The sequence below is a fragment of the Paraburkholderia caffeinilytica genome, from assembly GCF_046030355.1.
Taxonomy (GTDB): Bacteria; Pseudomonadota; Gammaproteobacteria; order Burkholderiales; family Burkholderiaceae; genus Paraburkholderia; species Paraburkholderia caffeinilytica_B.
On sequence record NZ_JAQQCQ010000010.1, the window covers coordinates 133682 to 151198 of the forward strand.

Here is a 17517-nt window from a genome sequence, read left to right on the forward strand (position 1 = left end):
CGGACATGGCAGCAATGGGCAAGCAACGCAGGGACGACGACGTCGCGCACATGCAGGACGCGGACAGCGCGGGCGGCCTCGCCAACGAGAGAGGCGAATCGGCCACGTCGATCGGCCGGGTCTTCGCGATTCTTGGCGCGATCGGCGACAGCGGACAGATCGGCATCAGCGAATTGTCGCAGCGGCTCGGCATGTCGAAGACCACCGTGCACCGCGTGATCCAGACGCTGAAAGCGCTCGGCTACGTCACGCAGGAAATCGAAACCGAGCGCTACCGGTTGACGATCCGCCTGTTCGAACTCGGCGCGAAGGCGCTGGAAAGCGTCGATCTGGTGCGCGAGGCCGACGTCGAGATGCGCCGCATCGGCCAGGTCACGCGCGAGGCGGTCCACCTCGGCGCATTCGACGAAGACGCCATCATCTACATCCATAAGATCGACGCCGACTACGGGCTGCGCATGCAGTCGCGAATCGGCCGCCGCAATCCGCTGCACAGCACGGCGATCGGCAAGGTGCTGCTGGCGTGGATGGACCCGGCCGAAGCGCGCGAAGTCCTCTCGCATGTGGAATTTCGCAAGTCGACGCAAAAGTCGCTCGCCTCGGCCGAGGCCGTGTTGAGCATCCTGCCGCGCGTGCGCGAGCAAGGCTACGGCGAAGACAACGAGGAACAGGAGGAAGGGCTCCAGTGTCTCGCGGTGCCGGTGTTCGATCGCTTCGGCCGTGTGATAGCCGGCCTGTCGATTTCGTTTCCGACCATGCGCTGCGGCGCCGACACGAAGTCGCACTACGTCACGCTACTCAAGCAGTCGGGGTTCGCGATCTCGACGCGGCTCGGCTATCGCGAGACGACGGCGCCGGAGCACATGGCCGTCGCGCAGGGTTGAATGCCTGACGAACCCACCGGAGCCTGTCGGAGCCCATCGGGGCGGTTTCACCACGCGAAACTCCCCAACTCGATTTCCCTAACCGGCGCATGCAACCTGACGTGCCCCGCTTCCTCGCCTAGCAGCGCCTCCGTGATCGTCTCGCGATACACGTGAAAGTCGTAGCTCGACCGGCTGCGCGGACGCGGCAACGCGATCTCCACGACGCTCGCTATCGTGCCCGGCCGCGCTTTCATCACCACTACGCGGTCGGCGAGAAACACGGCTTCATCGACATCGTGCGTCACCAGCACCGTCGTGATGCGCTCGCGTTCGCGAATCCGCAATAGCTCGTCCTGCATCTGGTGACGCGTCAGCGCGTCGAGCGCGCCGAACGGTTCATCGAGCGTGAGGATGCGCGGACTCGCCACGAGACCGCGCGCAATCGCCACGCGCTGCGCCATGCCGCCCGACAGTTGATGCGGCAGCGCGTCCTCGAACCCTTGCAGTCCCACCAGCCGCACCGCTTCCGTGACGCGTGAACGCACCGTTTCGTCGGGCACATGCTGCGCGGCAAGACCGAGCGCGATATTGCGTGTCACCGAAAGCCACGGAAACAGCCGATGCTCCTGAAACACGATCCCCCGTTCGGCGCCAATGCCCCGCACCGGCGCACCGTCGACCAGAATCTCGCCGTCGAAGCCCGCATCCAGACCGACCAGCAGCCGCAGCAAGGTCGACTTGCCGCACCCGCTCGCGCCGACGATCGCCACAAACTCGCCCTCGGCGATATCGAGCGAAAAATCGCGAATCGCTTCGTAGGCACGGCCATTGACATCGAAACGCCGGCCGACGTGCCGGAACGAAACAGCCGGTTGCGGATGATTCATCACTGATCCCTCACCCGAACACGCGCGTGAATTCCTGCACGCCGTTCTCCACGACATACGCCTGCCAGTGATCGAGCAACGCGGCGAGTTTTTGGGGTTCATCGACAGCACGATCGCGGGTCTCGCCGGGATCCTGCGCGAGATCGTAGAGTTGCCATGCCCCCGGCCCGACCGGCTGCGGGATGAACACCGCCTTCCAGTCGCCCTGCCGTACCGCACGCATGCCGAACAGCTCCCAGCCTGTCACGCGATGCGCGTCGTGCACGGTGTCTGAGGTCCGGTTCAGATACGGCAGCAGCGAAGCGCCCTTCGGTTGCGCGACCGTGCGGCCCTTGTACGTACTGCCCGGATGCTTCACGCCCGCGAGTTCGAGCACGGTGGGCACGACGTCCATCACCGTGGAAAACGCGTCGCCGATCCCGCCCTGGCGCGCGAGCGCCGGATAGTGCGCGAACGCAACCACACGAATCCCGCCTTCGGTCGTGAACGCCTTATAGAGCCGCGACGGCGCGGTCGCCGCCTGGGCCCAGCGCGGTCCGTACCAGACATACGAATTGCCCCGCCCCACGTTGGGCAGACTGTTGTCGTAGTGATCGCTGATGAATTGCTGCAGGTTCGGGCCGAACACCGGCAGCGCTTCGAGCAAGGCGCCCTCCGCGCCGTTATCCGAGAGGAACAGCACGAAGGTGTTGTCGAGTTCGCCTGTCGCTTTCAGATACTCGACCACGCGGCCCACATTCCAGTCCAGACGCTCGACCATGCCCGCGTAGACTTCCATCGTGCGTGCCGAGAAGGCGCGCTCGTCGTCGCTCAGTTGATCCCATTCGGCATTGCGTGCGACCACCGGATGCGCCGCGACGTTTTCGCCGAGCAAGCCAAGCACGCGCTGTTTCGCGAGGCGCTCGTCGCGCAGCGCGTCGGGGCCGCTCGTATAACGGCCGCGATAGTGCTCAACCGTTTCCGCCGGCGCCTGCAACGGCCAGTGCGGCGCGGAAAACGGCAGATAGGCGAAGAACGGACGGCCGTCGTCGGGACGTTCGTCGAGGTAGTGCAGCAGCTTGTCGGTAAACGCGTCGGAGGAATAGAAATCTTCCGGCAGTTCCTCGACGAAATGGTCGTCTTCGACGTACAGCGAACGCGTCGAGCGATGCAGACGCGGTTGCTCGGCGTCGATCGCGACCGGCTCGAAGCCGTAGTGATTCGCCGCGCCCGGCAGCAGCGCGAACGAACGCTCGAAGCCCCGCGCCGACGGTGCGCGCTCCAGCGTCAACCCGAGATGCCATTTGCCGGCCATCGCCGTAAAGTACCCGGCGTCGCGCAGCAGTTCTGGCAACGCGACCACGCGGTCGTTCAGATAGCCCTCGTAACCCGGCTTGCCCACGAGTTCCGGCGGCAGCGCCTCCGCCATCGTGCCGATTCCGGCGATGTGGTGATCGGTGCCGGTGAGCAGCATCGAACGGGTCGGCGAGCAGGCCGAGGCGGTGTGGAAGTCCGTGAAGCGCACGCCAGCGCGCGCCAGCGCGTCGAGGTTGGGCGTCGCGATCTCGCCGCCGAACGCGCCGAGGTCGGAGAAACCAAGATCGTCCGCAACGATCACGAGGAAGTTGGGGCGCTTCGATGCTGTGCGTGCTGCCGGATCAGAAGACATGGTGTTCCTTAAGGAAAAGTTTACAAATCGCGGATGGCGTCAAAAATAAATCTGCTGTCACCGTGGCCCGCGCCAGCGTGTCGCGGCCGCTTCGAGCCGTCCGCCGAGCCAGCCGAACAGCGCGCCGAGCGCACCGACCACCACCGCCGCGCTCAGCAGCCGGTCCATCCGGAACAGTTGCTGCGCATCGAGCATGAAGCTGCCGATGCCCACGCCCGACGGCATGAAATACTCCGCGCCGATCGCACCGAGCCACGCATACACGAGCGCCAGCCGCAGTCCGGCGAACACCCCCGGCACGATCGCGGGCAGAATCAGCCAGCGTAGCCGCTGGGCAAAATCGAGCCGCAGCGTCTGCGCGACTTCGGCAAGCTGGTGCGAGAGGTTTTCGACAGCGTGAGCAGTCGCCACCCCCGTCGGAAAAAACGCGGCGAGCGCGACGAAGATCACCTTCGCGAGATCGTCGATACCGGCCCACGCGGTGAGAAGCGGAATCCACGCGAAGATCGCGACCTGGCGCAGCGCGGCGAGCGTCGGCCCGACGGTACGCCGCAGCGTGGCACTGAGGCCGAGCGCCAGGCCCGACAGCATGCCGGTCGCCGTGCCGAGCGCCAGCCCTTCGATCGCGCGCAGCAAGGTATGCAATAGCGGGATCGGCAATGCACCGCTTTTTATGTCGAGCCATGTGCTGGTCAGCACAACCAGCGGCGCCGGCAGAATGCGGGCGTCAACCCAATGCTCATGCGCAGCCACGCCCCAGGCGAGTAACGCGACCAGCGGCAGGACTGCGCCGTAGCCGTATGCGAGCCAGCCGCGCTTTGCATGCGCAACGTGTTCCGCCAACGCGACGCGCGGCCAGCGAACCACCCGCCGGTCCAATGCATGAATCCCGCAATCCATCGTGAAACCGGCCACACCGATCACGGCAATGCACACGAACACGATGTCGAGCTGGAACATCTGCCGGCCCCACACCATCAGGTAGCCGATCCCTTCGGACGACGCGAGCAGTTCGACCGCAATCAGCGTGAGCCACCCTTGCGCGAGTCCAAGGCGCAGTCCTGTCAGAAACGGCGGCAGCGCAGCCGGCACGATCAACAGACGCACGGCCTGCCCGCGCGGCAAGCGCAACACCGCCGCCATCTCGCGCAAGCGCGGCGGCACGGTACGCACGCCGAGTTGTGTATGAATCGCCACCGGCACCAGCACGGCCTTGAAGATCAACACCACTTTCAGCGACTCGCCGATACCGAGCACCACCATCAGCAGCGGCAGCCACGCAAGCGTCGGAATCTGCGCGAGTGCGTAGAAGCTCGGCGCGATCACAGCATCGACGGTGCGGCTCGTGCCCATCGCAGCGCCGAGCAGCGTGCCGCCCAGCACGCCCGCTGCAAGACCGAACGCGAGGCGTCTCAAGCTGATGAGCAGATTCGTCACGAGGTTGTCGCCGAGCAGTTCGGCTGCGGTTTGCCAGACCAGTTCGGGCGTCGGCAGAATCTGCGGCGACATCCACTGATGGTGCGACGCGAACCACCACAGCGTGTACAGCAGCACCGGCAGCGTCCATGCGGACAGGCCGCGCCAACTCACCGCGGCGGATCCGCGCGGACGGTGTTCAGCCGTCGGGCGCGACGGCACTGACGGCCACCAGGACAATCGCGTCGAGGGCTGATTCGAAGGGGATAGCGTCGGTCTCAAGATCGGGGTCCGTGAAGAATGGCTGCCGGGCTGTTCAGTAGTCGTATCGCAGCGTCGCGCCGAACATCCGCGAATCGCCCACCGAGGCCGTGTACGCGCCGTTGTAAGTCGCGAACGAGGCAAGGTAATAGCGCCTGTCGAACAGATTGCGCGCCCAGATCGACAGATCCCATTGATGCTGTCCCGTGGACAAACGCCAGCCCGTCGCGATGTTGACGATGCCGTAGCCGGGCAGCTTGCCGTACTTCGAATCGTCGAGCGTGCCGTACTGATTCGAACGCAGCGAGTAGGCGGCGGCGAAGTATTCGTCGATGTCGCGCGCGAGGTGGAACTGGTACTGCGCGCTCAGGTTGAGGATCCAGCGCGGCGCGCCGGCCACCGGGCGGCCTGTCAGGCTGCAGGTCGCTTTGGGATTCGGGATCGCCACTTCCGACGGGCACGGCGCGTTCTCATACGACGTGTACGTCGCGTCGATATACGAGGCGTTGAGGCCCAGCGTGAGGTTGCGGATCGGCATTGCGCGCAGATCGATTTCAGCGCCGCGGCTGCGCACGTCGGCGGCATTCGAGAGCACGGAGATCACGCCGGTGGGCGTGCCGACAAGACTCGTTGCCTGATAGCCGCTGATCTGCGTCCAGAACAGATTGGCGTTGAGCATCAGGCGGTGTTCGAGGAACTCGCTCTTAATGCCGAGTTCGGCGTTATTGGCGCGCTCCGGTCCGACGATCAGCGAATTCGCCCCTTGCGTGGGCGCGGACGACACCGCCATGTTCACGCCACCCGACTTTTCGCCGTGCGACAGCGTCGCGTAGGCGAGTACATCGGGCGCGAGCTTGTAGCCGAAGTTCAGGAGCGCCGAGGGGCTCACATTCGACAGATGCAGATCGCCTGATGCATACGCGCCGATCACGCTGTTGCGCACCGCCTGCGCGGCGGAACCCAGGCTTGCGCCGCCGACCGGTGCATTGCGGCTGACGTCGGCGGTCTTCTCTTCATACGTGCCGCGCACACCCGCGGTCAAATCGGCGCGCGAATCGATATGCCACGTGCCCTGCGCAAACAGCGCGAAGCTGTTGGTGGTCATGTGCGCGGGCGCGGTCGAGGTCGTGTTGTCGAGCGCGCCGATATCGCGGCCGAGGATCACCGCATCCGCGTTCGGGCCATAGAACGCGAAGGTGTTGTTGGTCAGTTGCTGGTAGAAATAGTAGGCGCCCGCCACATAATCGATCGGACCGCCGGTGGGCGACGCCACCCGGATTTCCTGCGAGAACTGATGATCGTTGACCGACACGCCGGTGTCGACGATGGCCGGCTTGTTCAGGTTATCGTCGTTGGCCGGGTCGAAATGCCAGAAGCGGCCGGCCGTGATGGACGTCAGCGCGAAGCCGCCCGGCAGCGTATCGTTCACTTCCACCGACAATCCGCCCTGATGCACGCTCACATGCTGGCGTGAATCGAGATTGACCTGATAGAGCGAAGGATTCGTCGCCGGCGTGGCGCCGATCGAGGCCGCCCGTCCGAGGAACTGGTTCACGCCGTTGATCGTGGGGCCGAGACCGTACAGCACTTGCGTGCCGTAGCTCGAATCTTCGGTGTTGTAGTCGGCGATCACGCGCACGTTCAGATCGCCGGTCGGCTTGAACAGCAACTCGCCGCGCCCGCCTTCGCGCGTGCCGCCGTTCAGTTGCGAACCGGTGAACAGGTTCTTGACGTCACCGTCGTCGTGCGTGCGGTATAGCAGCAGGCGGCCTGCCAGCGTGTCGGTGATCGGACCGGACAGCACGGCCTTGGTTTGCGCATAGCCACGCTGACCGATCGATTGTTCGAGCGACGCTTCGGTCGTAAATGTCGGCCGTTTCGTCGTAATGTTCAGGATGCCGGCCGTGCTGTTCTTGCCGAACAGCGTGCCTTGCGGACCGCGCAGCAATTCGATCTGGCTGATGTCGAGCGCGTCGAACACGGCCATGCCGGGACGCCCCAGATAGACGTTGTCGAGATAGACGCCGACGCTGCCTTCAAGGCCGTCGTTCGCCGGATTGTTGCCGATGCCGCGCACGGAGATACTCGACTGCCGCGCATGAATGTACGCGACATTCGTGCTCGGCAAGGTGTTCTGCAAATCCTGCACACGGTAGTTACGCTGCGCTTCGAGGTCACTGCCGCTTACGGTTGAAATCGGCGCCGGCACTTTCTGCGCGTTTTCCTTGCGGCGGCGAGCGGTCACGACCACTTCCTTCAATGCAGCCGGGGCGGCTTCGGTGCCCACTCTGGCGGCGGTGCCGCCCGCAGTCGCAGCCGTGCCCGCTTTGGCGGCCGATGCCGCCGCCGGCGTCGCGGCCTGGGCATACTCGGGCGCGCCGGCCGCCTGACTGGCGTCCTGTGCCCAGGCGGCCGTTACGGGCAGCAAAGCCGCTGCCATCAAGGTCAAATGCCGGTGGGTTTTATTGTTTTTCATCGAGGTGTTTTTGTTGGAGCGCGAAGCGCATGCAGCCGGTAATCAAATCGACTTGTCGGCCTGGCCGAAGGCGCGGTACGCCTGCCAATGATTCGTCAGATTGAGATCGCGTAACGCCTGAGTCAGATACGTGCGGTCGACCCACTGTTCGACGTCGAACGGACGGCGAATCAGCCCCTGTTGCTTCGCGGTATCCACGTCGCGTTTGAAGGCGTCGACGAAATAGGTGTCCAGCAGCGGCGAGAACGTCACCGCCGGATCGCTCGATGCAAGTTCATTGCGCCATACCGTTGCCGGTACGTTCGCCTGGTTCTGCTCCAGCGCGATATAAGCATCGAGATTGTGTTTGTCGGACAGCCATTGCGACGCCTGCACGACGGTGCGCACCACGCGCGTCGCCAGTTCCGGATGCGCTTTCAGAAAGTCCGACGACGCCACCAGCCCCGCCTTCAGCGTGCCGACGCCCTGCTTGCCCTGCGTGCTGACGGGCACGTCGGCGAGTCCCTTGTCACGCAGCACGAACACGCCGGACGAGCCCCATAGCGCGTCGATGCGGCGTGCGGCAAGCGCCGCGGCCGCCGCGTTCGGATCGAGATTGACCACGCGGAAATCGCGCTCGTTCAGGCCTTGCGCACGCAGCACGCTGTCGAACGACAGTTGCAGCGCCGTGCCGCGAAACACGGCGACCTGTTTGCCCTTCAATGCGTTCAGATCGGTGACGCCCTGCCCCGGCACGACGGCGAGAAAGCCGTTGATGTCACGGCCAAGCGCCGCGATCAGACGCGTATCCAGTCCGTTCGCCTTGCCGATCACGCCGGCCAGGTCGCCGAGAAAAGCCAGATCGACCTGATGATTGGCGAGCGCCTCGTTGATCGCCGGACCCGCGCCTTTGAAGAACGTCCAGCGCACTTCCACGCCGTCTTTTGCGAATTCCTTGTCGAGCAGCTTGTTGACGTAAATCACGTCGACCACGCCACCGCCGGCCGGCTTCGGCCCGGCGCTGATGTCCGGCACGGCGATGCGGATCACCGTCTGGGCAGCGGCAAAACCGGAGCTGGCGAGCAGCCAGGTCAGCGCGACAAGCAACAGCGGCTTGGCCCATTTGATCGAAAGGTTCATGGGTTCTCCTGGCGTTCGTGAGGATGAATGTGGCAAGTGCGCGGGCCGTGTGACGTAAGCCGCCCGAGCGGCCCGCGAGATTTATGCGGCCTTCACGGCCGGATTCGGCTCGACGCTGCGCGTAAAGCTGCGGCGGCCGTCGACGCTCACCGGCACGTCGCCCTTCAGCGTCACGCGACGCACCACGCGATGAGCGTCGCCGTAATCGTTGACGGCATAGTGCTGGGTCGCGCGGTTGTCCCAGATCGCGACGTCGCCCGCCTGCCAGCGCCAGCGCACGATGTTCTCGAGACGCGTCACGTAGGCTTGCAGCAGTTCCAGCAAATGCGCCGAGGCACTCGGCGTGAGGCCGACGAAGCTCTTCACGAAATGACCTAGAATCAGCGTCTTTTCGCCGGATTCCGGATGCACGCGTACAACCGGATGTTCGGTCTCATAGCGTGTCGACACGAACACTTCGCGATAGCGTTTGAGCGCTTCGGCGTCACGTCCACGTTCGCCGACGTTGGCGTAGTTCGCGTAGTCGTATTCGTTGCTGTGCACGGCCCACAGTTGCTCGGCGAGCGCTTTGAGCGGCGGCGGCAGATCGTCGTAGGCGGTGGCGGTATTGGCCCAGACGGTGTCACCGCCCACTTCCGGAATCGTCACGCCGCGCAGGATCGATGCTTGCGGATACGCGTCGACGAATGTCACGTCCGTATGCCACGAATTCGCGCGGCCGCCGCGATGCGAATCGAGTTCGAGCAGATAGTCGGTACCGTCCACCACCGGCACCGTGGGATGCGAGACCGGTTCGCCGAGCAGCTTGGCGAAGGCTTCCTGATCGGCGTCCTGCAGATGGGTCTGGCCGCGGAAAAAGATCACCTTGTGGCGCACCAGCGCGGCGCGAATCGCTTCGATGGTGGCCGGTTCGAGCTGGCCCGACAGGCGCACGCCGCGAATTTCGGCGCCGATGCGGCCGGTGACGGGATGAATGTCCAATGCGTTGGACGTCGCGAGACTGAGATTCGACATGCGATGCAACTCCTGGGTTGAGGACGAGACAGGTCAGCGCGCCACGAGGCACGCAGGGCGAAAATGGATGTCTGAAGGGGACGTCGACTCGAACCGGCCGGGTGCGAATCAGCTCGTCAGCGGGCCGGTTGAATCAATACGCCGGGGCTATGCCTGCATAGCCTTCATTAAGCAGCGCGTTGAACACGCGTGACCGGAGCGGCGACATGATGGCGCCCGGCGCCACGCAGAGCGTGGTTCGCGGCGGGCGCCCTGATCGGCGGTCTCGGCGGTATGTGGATGGATCAACACTTGAGTGGCTCTGTCTGTTGAATCGATGAGCCATTATCGGCAGAGTAGGCGCCGCGAATCTATCGCGCTTTGGACACTTGATAGAAGGGCTTTTTATATCGTTATGAGTTTTCTCACGCAGCGTCGCTCACTTCCCGCAGTGCCGCCATATCGATCACGGTGATCCGGCTATAGCGCACATCCACGATGCCCTGCTGCACGAGCCAGCGCAGTTCCTTGTTGATGCTTTGCCGGGACGCAGCGAGGAGCGCGGCGAGGTCCTCCTGCGACAGCTTGATCGTCAACTCCACACCCTGCTCCGTTTGCTTGCCGTGCCATTCGGCGAGTCCAAGCAATTGATCCGCGAGGCGCGCGCGAAATCCGGCGAGCGCCGTCTTGCCCATCCGGCCATGCAGCGCGCGGCTGCGCAGGCAGATCAGATCGAGCACGTTGCGCAACAGCGCGGGCTCGCGAGCAAACAGTTCGAACAAGGCGCTGCCGGGAATGTGGAACAGCGTGGTCGAGCCGTGCGCGCGCTGATCGTGCATCGAGCCGCGCCGGTCCATCACCGGAATGAAGTTGATGACCTCGTTCGGCCACATGTACACCGCTACCGCGCGCACGCCGGCCGAGTTGGTCCAGCTCATTTCGATCGCGCCGGAAAGGACGACCTGGATGTCGTCGCACGCTTCATCGCGCGCGAAGATCAACTCGCCGTTGGTCCAGGTGCGCAATTGACCGGCGTCGCATAACGCGTCGATTGCGTGCGCGGGCCAGCTTTTCAGGCAAGGGTTGGCGGTAAACGCTGCGTGGATCGCGTCACGAACGCCCGCGTCGAGCGAACGGCCATCACACCGCGACGAGAGCAACGGTGCGGGCCACGCAGAAGAGCTGCGCACGGAAAGCGCCGCCGGGGGCCGCCCTGCGAAGCGCACGTTGGACGGCAGCCCCGCCGATGGCGGCCCCACGGATGGCCGTCCCGCGGATGGCCGCCCCGCGAGATCCGGGTCGAATGCGTCGGTAATTGTGCTCATGGCTGACCGGCAAGAAATGCGGTTGGACTTGAATGACTGACAGGCAGTCGATCCTCCGATCTAACCAGTGTTAGCGGCGCACGTAAAAGACTTGTTTTTTATGTGCTTATCACACCCTCGGGTGTGACGATCGCGCGCCGATGCAATGACGTCGGAATCGCCATGATCCAGGCACCAGGGAAGCATATCGATGAATCCGTCGGCCACGACGGAATGCGGCTGATACGTGGGTGGTGGGCGTCTGACGTTCGCTTCGGATGGCATGAGGCGGCAATACATGGGCAACGCACTCGCGTGCCGTGTAGAAAGTGCGATTGGCGAGCCATCACGTCGCCTCGCATGCCGAGTCTGCAACTGAATGTATCCGTCAGGCATACATGTAGTGGTCTGGCACGTATCGCATGATCGAACGGTCCACACGCATGCGCTTCAATGTGACCGAGCACGGCGAATGCACGAAAGCCCGACATTTTTCATAGCGTGCTCAACGGGTTGCCCCCGGATTTATCGCCAGCGAAACGGTTAATCGCAGCGTGGCAACGCATCCTCATACCGTGTCGTCTGCATGCCTGACGTGCAAAAGACTCGACACGTCCTGTTACACACGAACACACCGGTAATCCAGCCGCTCAGTAGAGTTCGATCACACGTAAAAAGGAAGGCAACGTCATGAAACGAATTTTCGCGCTGGTGCTGTTGGCGGTCACTCTCGGGAGTGCATTGGGCGGTTGCATCGTCGTGCCGGAGGGCGGCTATCACGATCATTACCACGATCACGACCATTACTAAGCGCTGCCCGCGCGGCGCGCTCCACGCTCAATCGTAAAACCGAGAATAAAACATGAATCATTCACGAAGCCGCTGGCTGTCCATGGCGATCGTTGCAGGCGTGGGGATCGGTGCATCTTCTGTTGCGCTGGCGCACGTCGATGTCGGCGTCAATATCGGCATTCCGGGCGTGGCGTATGCACCCGCACCCGTCTATGCGCCGCCTCCACCTCCGCCTGTCTACGCACCCGCTCCGCCGGTGGTGGTGGTGAGTCCAGGCTGGTACGGCGATCGCTATTACGACGGTCACCGCTACTGGGAACGACGCGAGTGGGAAGAACACCATCACGGGCGCGATTGGCATGAAGCGCGCGGCTATCGCGACGGCCCGCATGGCCACGACGGCGATCACGGCGATTGGCACGGCCATGGCGATGATCACAGCCGGGGCGATCACTAATGCAGGGGCCGGAGCCGCGTCGCTGACGCAGCCGGCCCGCGCAGGCATTCGCGCCACACCTTTTGCAGGAGCGACGATTTGCTACGCAGCGATCCACGGCGTGTAAGCGCACAAATCGACGGTACGGTCGTCTCCGCCGAATACAGCGAGCAGACCGGCCAATTATGTTTGCGTCAGGACGGCGTCGTGCTCCGCGAATGGTTTCCACCTCATTCGTGGATCGCGATTGCATCGGTCGCCGGAGCGCGGCACTGGGGCACGCGCCCCTCTGACGAGGATCTTCAGGCCTTGCTGCGCAACGAAATGACCTTGTTGCGCACGACACCATAAACGCGTGACGGACACGAAAAAAGCCAGTCATCGGACACGTTCCGATGACTGGCCTTTTACATTCCACTCGCAGACAGAGATTGAACGGCCCGGAAAGCGCCGCATTGATCCGCGCAGTTCGTTGGCTCTTAACGCGCGTTGTAGATCGGCGGCGAATACGAGCTGACCGACGTGTCACTTCCGCGACCCGCTTGCCACGTCCCATGACTACCCGAACCATAGCCACTGGTATCAGCCTGAGCGGTGCCCTGCTGGGTAGACACCTGCGCTTGCGTGCCCTGGGTGTTTTGCAAGGCCGGTTGATTCGATTGCGCAAACGAAGCGATCGGGGCGCCAAGAACAACTGCAATAGCAACAGCTTTGATGAGCGATTTCATGAAACCACCTCCAGAGAATGTCTGATACGCGCTGCAGATATGACATGTCGTGCAGTCGATGGGGACAGTCTAGGGGTCGAACAGGCGCGGATAAATCCTCCAATCCTGAATTCACTGTTGCTTTTGAAATGACAATGGCGAAGGCAGGCCCATCAAGGGTTTGGCGGCATGCGCGGGGCCCGGCTGGGTTCGTCTGAGCGAAATTTCCAGCGCATTCTATAAACACTTGCGATACAAAGCAGCGCGCGCCGACTCTCCGCCCCTCTTATACCGCAGCGATACCCACGTAGTTCTCCGCCATCGCGGTAGCCGCCGCACGCGACGTGGTCACGTATTCGAGTTCGGCCACCTGCAGTTGTTGCTCAAACGGCGATGCGCCTTCAATGCGGTGCATCATGCTCGTCATCCAGTACGAGAAATGCTCCGCGCGCCAGATGCGTTTGAGCGCGGTTGCGCTGTAACTGTCGAGCAGATCGGTGCGATTTTCCACGTAGAACGCGTTCAACGCCTGGGTCAGCACCCGCACGTCGGCAACCGCGAGGTTCATGCCCTTCGCGCCGGTGGGCGGCACGATATGCGCGGCGTCGCCGGCGAGAAAGAGCCGGCCATGCTGCATCGTGGCCGACACGAAACTGCGCATGCCGACAATGTTCTTGCGGAAGATCTTGCCCTCCACGACGTGCTGGCCGTCGTGCGAATCGACGCGTGCGTGCAGTTCAGCCCAGATCCGGTCGTCGGACCAGTGCTCGACCGAATCCTTCGGATCACATTGAAAATACATGCGTTGCACGTTCGCTGAGCGCGTGCTGACCAGCGCAAAACCGCGTTCGTGACGCGCGTAAATTAATTCATCCGACGACGGCGGCCCTTCGCACAGAATGCCGAACCAGCCGAACGGATACACGCGCTCGAAATCTTTGCGCAAGGCCTGCGGGATCGATGCACGCGACACCCCTTGCGAGCCGTCGCAACCGATCACGAAGTCGCATTGCAATTCGCACGCTTCGCCTTCATGGCGATAGCGGATCGACGGATGATCGGTATCGATGTCATGCAGTGACGTGTCCGTCACGCCAAAACGGATGGCCCCGCCGGCGGCCACGCGCGCGGCGACCAGATCCTTGATGACTTCGTGCTGTGCGTAGACCGTGATCGAATGGCCGGTAAGTCCGGTCAGGTCGATACGGCGCCGCTTGCCTTCGAAAGCCAGTTCAAAACCGTGATGCAGCGCCCCTTCCGCCTTCATGCGCGCGCCGACACCTGCCTCGGTGAGCAGATCCATGGTGCCCTGTTCGAGAACGCCGGCCCGAATGGTGGATTCGATCTGTTCGCGAGTGCGCGATTCGAGTACGACCGAATCGATGCCGCGCAAGTGAAGAAGATGGGAAAGAAGCAGGCCTGCGGGCCCGGCACCGATGATGCCAACTTGTGTGCGCATGAGTTGTCTCCTGAACGCGGCGGTTGATATGCACGCAGTTTGACGATCATGCGCCGTATCGCGCAACGCGATATAGCGGATAGGCTGTATCTAATTTTAAGATAACGATGCGCCCATTCGAGCAGGCGGAAAGACGCGCAAATGCGCCATCCCGTTGCCCAGACGGGCCTTGCGGTTACCCGGCCGAGAGTCGGCCGTCGGCCTCGCTTTGCGCGGCCTCGAGGTAAACCCTGGCTAATTTACGTATCTCGGCAAGCAATTTCCTGCGCACCGCGGGCTTCTCGTCATTCGCTCCGGCGACTGCTTTGAGCACATGCAACAGCACCACCGCCATCGTCTCGGATTCCGCCTTCGTCAGATGCGGAATCACGTTGCGCAAAATCGTGGCGACACCGCCGCGCGTCGTTTCGCGAAAGCGGGCGCGCCGCTCGTCACTGCCGGCGCGCGCGTCCACCAGCGCGACCGCCAGGCTGCGCTGCGATTGCAGCGACAGCATGAAATCGACGAAAGCATCGGCGAGCTGGCCTGGAGTCATGGCCCGCGCCTGATCGGCGAGCGTGGCAAAACGGCTTGTCGTGTGCTGCACGTAGCGCGAAAGCAATGCATCCGCCAAGGACTCCTTGGACGGGAAGAACCGGTACAGCGAGCCAATCGCGGTGTTCGAGCGCGCAGCGATCTCGGTCATGGTGGCCGCGTCGTAGCCCTTCTCGGTAAACACCGCTACGCCCGCTTCCATGATCGCCGCGACCCGCAGATGTCCCCGTTGTCGTTTCGGCTCCTGCGCGCCGCCAGAAAGTGTCGTTGCCATATTGAAGAGTTTTAACTGCTGTTTTCCCGCGAGCTTAGCTTCGCATCGTGACGTGGATTCCACGCGTGCATGTTAACCCCGCGGCGGCCGACGGCCAAGACGCCGGCGCGTACGTCGATGTTTTATCGTCCGCAGTCAGGTCGGGCCGCGTTTGACATATGCGAGGGTATCCTCTACTATCTTTTGCGAGGATATCCTCGCATAACTGCGGCATGGCCCATGCCGTCCCAGCATATTTTTCGCTAACCAGACAAACCCTTCCATGAGCTATCTCGCCCTGTTTTTCTCCGGCGCGTTTCTGTGCAATTGCGTCCCGCATCTCGCGAGCGGTTTGCGCGGCGAGCCGTTTCCCACACCCTTCGCGAAACCGCATGGTGTCGGCGATTCGTCGGCGTTGGTCAACACGCTGTGGGGCTATTTCAATCTGCTGGCCGGCTTCTATCTGCTCACGCGGCAGCCTGTCACGATCGGTGTGAATGCAAACTGCCTCGCGGTGTTTGCCGGCGCGCTGGTATTGGGCATCTATACGTCCGTGCATTTCGGCAAAGTCTGGCAGAGTAAGCACGCGCGCTGATACCGCCTCCTGTCACGGTGCGATTCGCTCCGTTACGCAAGGAACAAGCGATACACCGGGTTCTGTGTCTCTTCCCAGTACGGATAGCCAAGCGTCGCGAGAAAGCGTTCGAACGCGCTGTTCTCGCTCTCCGGCACCTGGATGCCGACCAGAATCGAACTGTAGTCCGCGCCCTGGTTGCGGTAGTGGAACAGGCTGATATTCCAGTTCGGCGCCATCGACGACAAAAACTTCATCAGCGCGCCCGGCCGCTCCGGAAACTCGAAGCGGAACAGGCGTTCGTCATGGGCCAGCGGCGAGCGGCCGCCAACCATGTAGCGGATGTGCTGCTTCGAGAGCTCGTCGAAGGTCAGATCGACGGTGGCGAAGCCGTGGGCTTCGAATGCACCCGCGATCTGTGCCGATTCGCTGCGATTCCTGATCTGCACGCCCACGAAGATATGGGCTGAATTCGCGTCCGCAATGCGGTAATTGAACTCGGTGACGCTGCGCGTGCCCACCAGTTCGCAGAAGCGCCTGAAACTGCCGCGCTCTTCGGGAATCGTCACGGCGAATACCGCTTCACGTGCTTCACCCACTTCTGCCCGCTCCGCCACAAAGCGCATGCGGTCGAAGTTCATGTTCGCGCCGGACGTGATCGCCACCAGCGTCTGGTTCTCGATGCCTTCGCGCTCGGCGTACTGTTTGGCGCCGGCCACGGCCAGGGCGCCAGCCGGCTCCAGCACGCTGCGGGTGTCCTGGAACACGTCCTTGATCGCGGCGCACAGCGCGTCGGTGTTCACGAGCAGCACGTCGTCGAGATAGTCGCGGCAGAGGCGGAAGGTTTCCTCGCCCACCAGCTTCACCGCGGTGCCATCCGAGAACAGCCCGACTTCGTTCAGTGTGACCCGTTCGCCCGCTTTCAGCGACGCGGCCATCGCGCACGAGTCGTCGGTCTGGACGCCGATCACCCTGATCTCCGGGCGCACCGATTTCACGTACGCAGCCACGCCTGCCGCCAGGCCACCGCCGCCGATCGGCACGAAGATCGCGTGGATCGGACCCTGATGCTGGCTGAGAATCTCCATCGCGACCGTACCCTGACCGGCGATCACGTAGGGATCGTCGAACGGATGGACGAAGGTCAGGCCGCGCTCTTCCTGCAGTTTCACGGCGTGCGCATACGCATCGCTATAGGACTCGCCGAACTGCACCACCTCGACCGTCGCCCCGCCATGTGCGCGCACCGCATCGACCTTCACCTGCGGAGTCGTCACGGGCACTACGATGATCGCCTTCACGCCCATGCGGGCCGCCGACAGCGCCACGCCCTGCGCATGATTGCCCGCCGACGCGGTAATCACGCCCCGCGCCAGCGCATCCTCCGGAATGTGCGCCATCTTGTTGTACGCGCCGCGCACCTTGAACGAGAACACCGGCTGGTTGTCCTCGCGCTTCAGATACACCGGATTGGACAGCCGTGCCGACAGATTCGGCGCGCGTTCGAGTTCGGTCTCGCGGGCCACGTCGTAGACGCGTGCGGTCAGGATTTTCTTCAGGTAGTCGTGGCGCAAGGCCACGCTGTCAGCGACAGCGGCAGCGGCAACCTGATCGAGTTCGTGTAATAGCAAGGCAAGCTCCTGTGCGGCAAGGACAAGTCATCAAAGAGATCACCAGGAGGCAGGCAGAAAGCGGACATAAAAAAACCCGCCTCGTGGGGCGGGTTGATGTCACTGCTATCAGACGCGCGCTAACCCACCATTCGATGAATGGTGATAATAATCAGCGCAAT

At 63.1% G+C, this 17517-nt stretch carries 15 protein-coding genes; 4 read left to right on the forward strand and 11 right to left on the reverse strand.

All coding sequences use genetic code 11. The annotated features are described in order from the left end of the window. Positions 1-5 precede the first annotated feature (5 nt). The gene (gene kdgR, locus PQQ95_RS17205) at positions 6-884 is read left to right on the forward strand and encodes a DNA-binding transcriptional regulator KdgR (RefSeq protein ID WP_408438719.1); all 879 of its coding nucleotides are present in this window, start codon (positions 6-8) and stop codon (positions 882-884) included. A gap of 47 nt (positions 885-931) precedes the next feature. Here the strand turns inward: kdgR and PQQ95_RS17210 are convergent, their stop codons facing one another. The 7 genes from PQQ95_RS17210 to PQQ95_RS17240 form a co-directional block, all read right to left on the reverse strand. Beyond that, positions 932-1753, reverse strand: a complete 822-nt coding sequence (locus PQQ95_RS17210; RefSeq protein WP_408438572.1) for an ABC transporter ATP-binding protein — start codon at positions 1751-1753, stop codon at positions 932-934. A gap of 10 nt (positions 1754-1763) precedes the next feature. Beyond that, positions 1764-3401, reverse strand: a complete 1638-nt coding sequence (locus PQQ95_RS17215) for an arylsulfatase (protein ID WP_408438573.1) — start codon at positions 3399-3401, stop codon at positions 1764-1766. A 57-nt stretch (positions 3402-3458) separates the two neighbouring features. Next, on the reverse strand, positions 3459-4955 hold the full coding sequence (locus PQQ95_RS17220) for an ABC transporter permease (RefSeq protein ID WP_408438721.1): 1497 nt from the start codon (positions 4953-4955) through the stop codon (positions 3459-3461). Positions 4956-5133: 178 nt separating this feature from the next. Continuing rightward, positions 5134-7554, reverse strand: coding sequence for a TonB-dependent receptor (locus PQQ95_RS17225; protein ID WP_408438574.1), 2421 nt, complete (start codon positions 7552-7554; stop codon positions 5134-5136). A gap of 42 nt (positions 7555-7596) precedes the next feature. Further along, entirely contained in the window at positions 7597-8673 is a 1077-nt protein-coding gene (locus PQQ95_RS17230) for an ABC transporter substrate-binding protein (RefSeq protein ID WP_408438575.1), read from the reverse strand. 81 nt (positions 8674-8754) lie between these two features. Beyond that, positions 8755-9687, reverse strand: a complete 933-nt coding sequence (locus PQQ95_RS17235; RefSeq protein WP_408438576.1) for a TauD/TfdA dioxygenase family protein — start codon at positions 9685-9687, stop codon at positions 8755-8757. A gap of 404 nt (positions 9688-10091) precedes the next feature. Continuing rightward, positions 10092-10991, reverse strand: a complete 900-nt coding sequence (locus tag PQQ95_RS17240) for a Crp/Fnr family transcriptional regulator (RefSeq protein ID WP_408438577.1) — start codon at positions 10989-10991, stop codon at positions 10092-10094. 841 nt (positions 10992-11832) lie between these two features. On the opposite strand from PQQ95_RS17240, the gene PQQ95_RS17245 reads away from it, so the two are divergent. Both PQQ95_RS17245 and PQQ95_RS17250 read left to right on the forward strand, forming a co-directional pair. Further along, entirely contained in the window at positions 11833-12219 is a 387-nt protein-coding gene (locus PQQ95_RS17245) for a hypothetical protein (RefSeq protein ID WP_408438578.1), read from the forward strand. A 78-nt stretch (positions 12220-12297) separates the two neighbouring features. After that, a complete protein-coding gene (locus PQQ95_RS17250; RefSeq protein WP_408438579.1) occupies positions 12298-12549 on the forward strand; it encodes a hypothetical protein in 252 nt (83 codons plus the stop codon). A gap of 128 nt (positions 12550-12677) precedes the next feature. Here PQQ95_RS17250 and PQQ95_RS17255 read toward each other — a convergent pair whose 3' ends face one another. From PQQ95_RS17255 to PQQ95_RS17265, 3 genes are all read right to left on the reverse strand, one after another. Continuing rightward, entirely contained in the window at positions 12678-12926 is a 249-nt protein-coding gene (locus PQQ95_RS17255) for a hypothetical protein (RefSeq protein WP_408438580.1), read from the reverse strand. Positions 12927-13191: 265 nt separating this feature from the next. Continuing rightward, on the reverse strand, positions 13192-14364 hold the full coding sequence (locus PQQ95_RS17260; RefSeq protein WP_408438581.1) for a 4-hydroxybenzoate 3-monooxygenase: 1173 nt from the start codon (positions 14362-14364) through the stop codon (positions 13192-13194). A gap of 175 nt (positions 14365-14539) precedes the next feature. Further along, positions 14540-15172, reverse strand: a complete 633-nt coding sequence (locus PQQ95_RS17265) for a TetR/AcrR family transcriptional regulator (RefSeq protein WP_408438582.1) — start codon at positions 15170-15172, stop codon at positions 14540-14542. Positions 15173-15434: 262 nt separating this feature from the next. Between PQQ95_RS17265 and PQQ95_RS17270 the strand changes: the two genes are divergently transcribed. Next, complete coding sequence (locus PQQ95_RS17270) at positions 15435-15746, forward strand: hypothetical protein (RefSeq protein WP_408438583.1); 312 nt, start codon at positions 15435-15437, stop codon at positions 15744-15746. Between the two features lie 32 nt (positions 15747-15778). Here PQQ95_RS17270 and ilvA read toward each other — a convergent pair whose 3' ends face one another. After that, positions 15779-17356 carry a threonine ammonia-lyase, biosynthetic gene (gene ilvA, locus PQQ95_RS17275; protein WP_408438584.1) on the reverse strand — a complete coding sequence of 526 codons (1578 nt, stop codon included), beginning with the start codon at positions 17354-17356 and terminating at the stop codon, positions 15779-15781. Between the last annotated feature and the right edge of the window lie 161 nt (positions 17357-17517).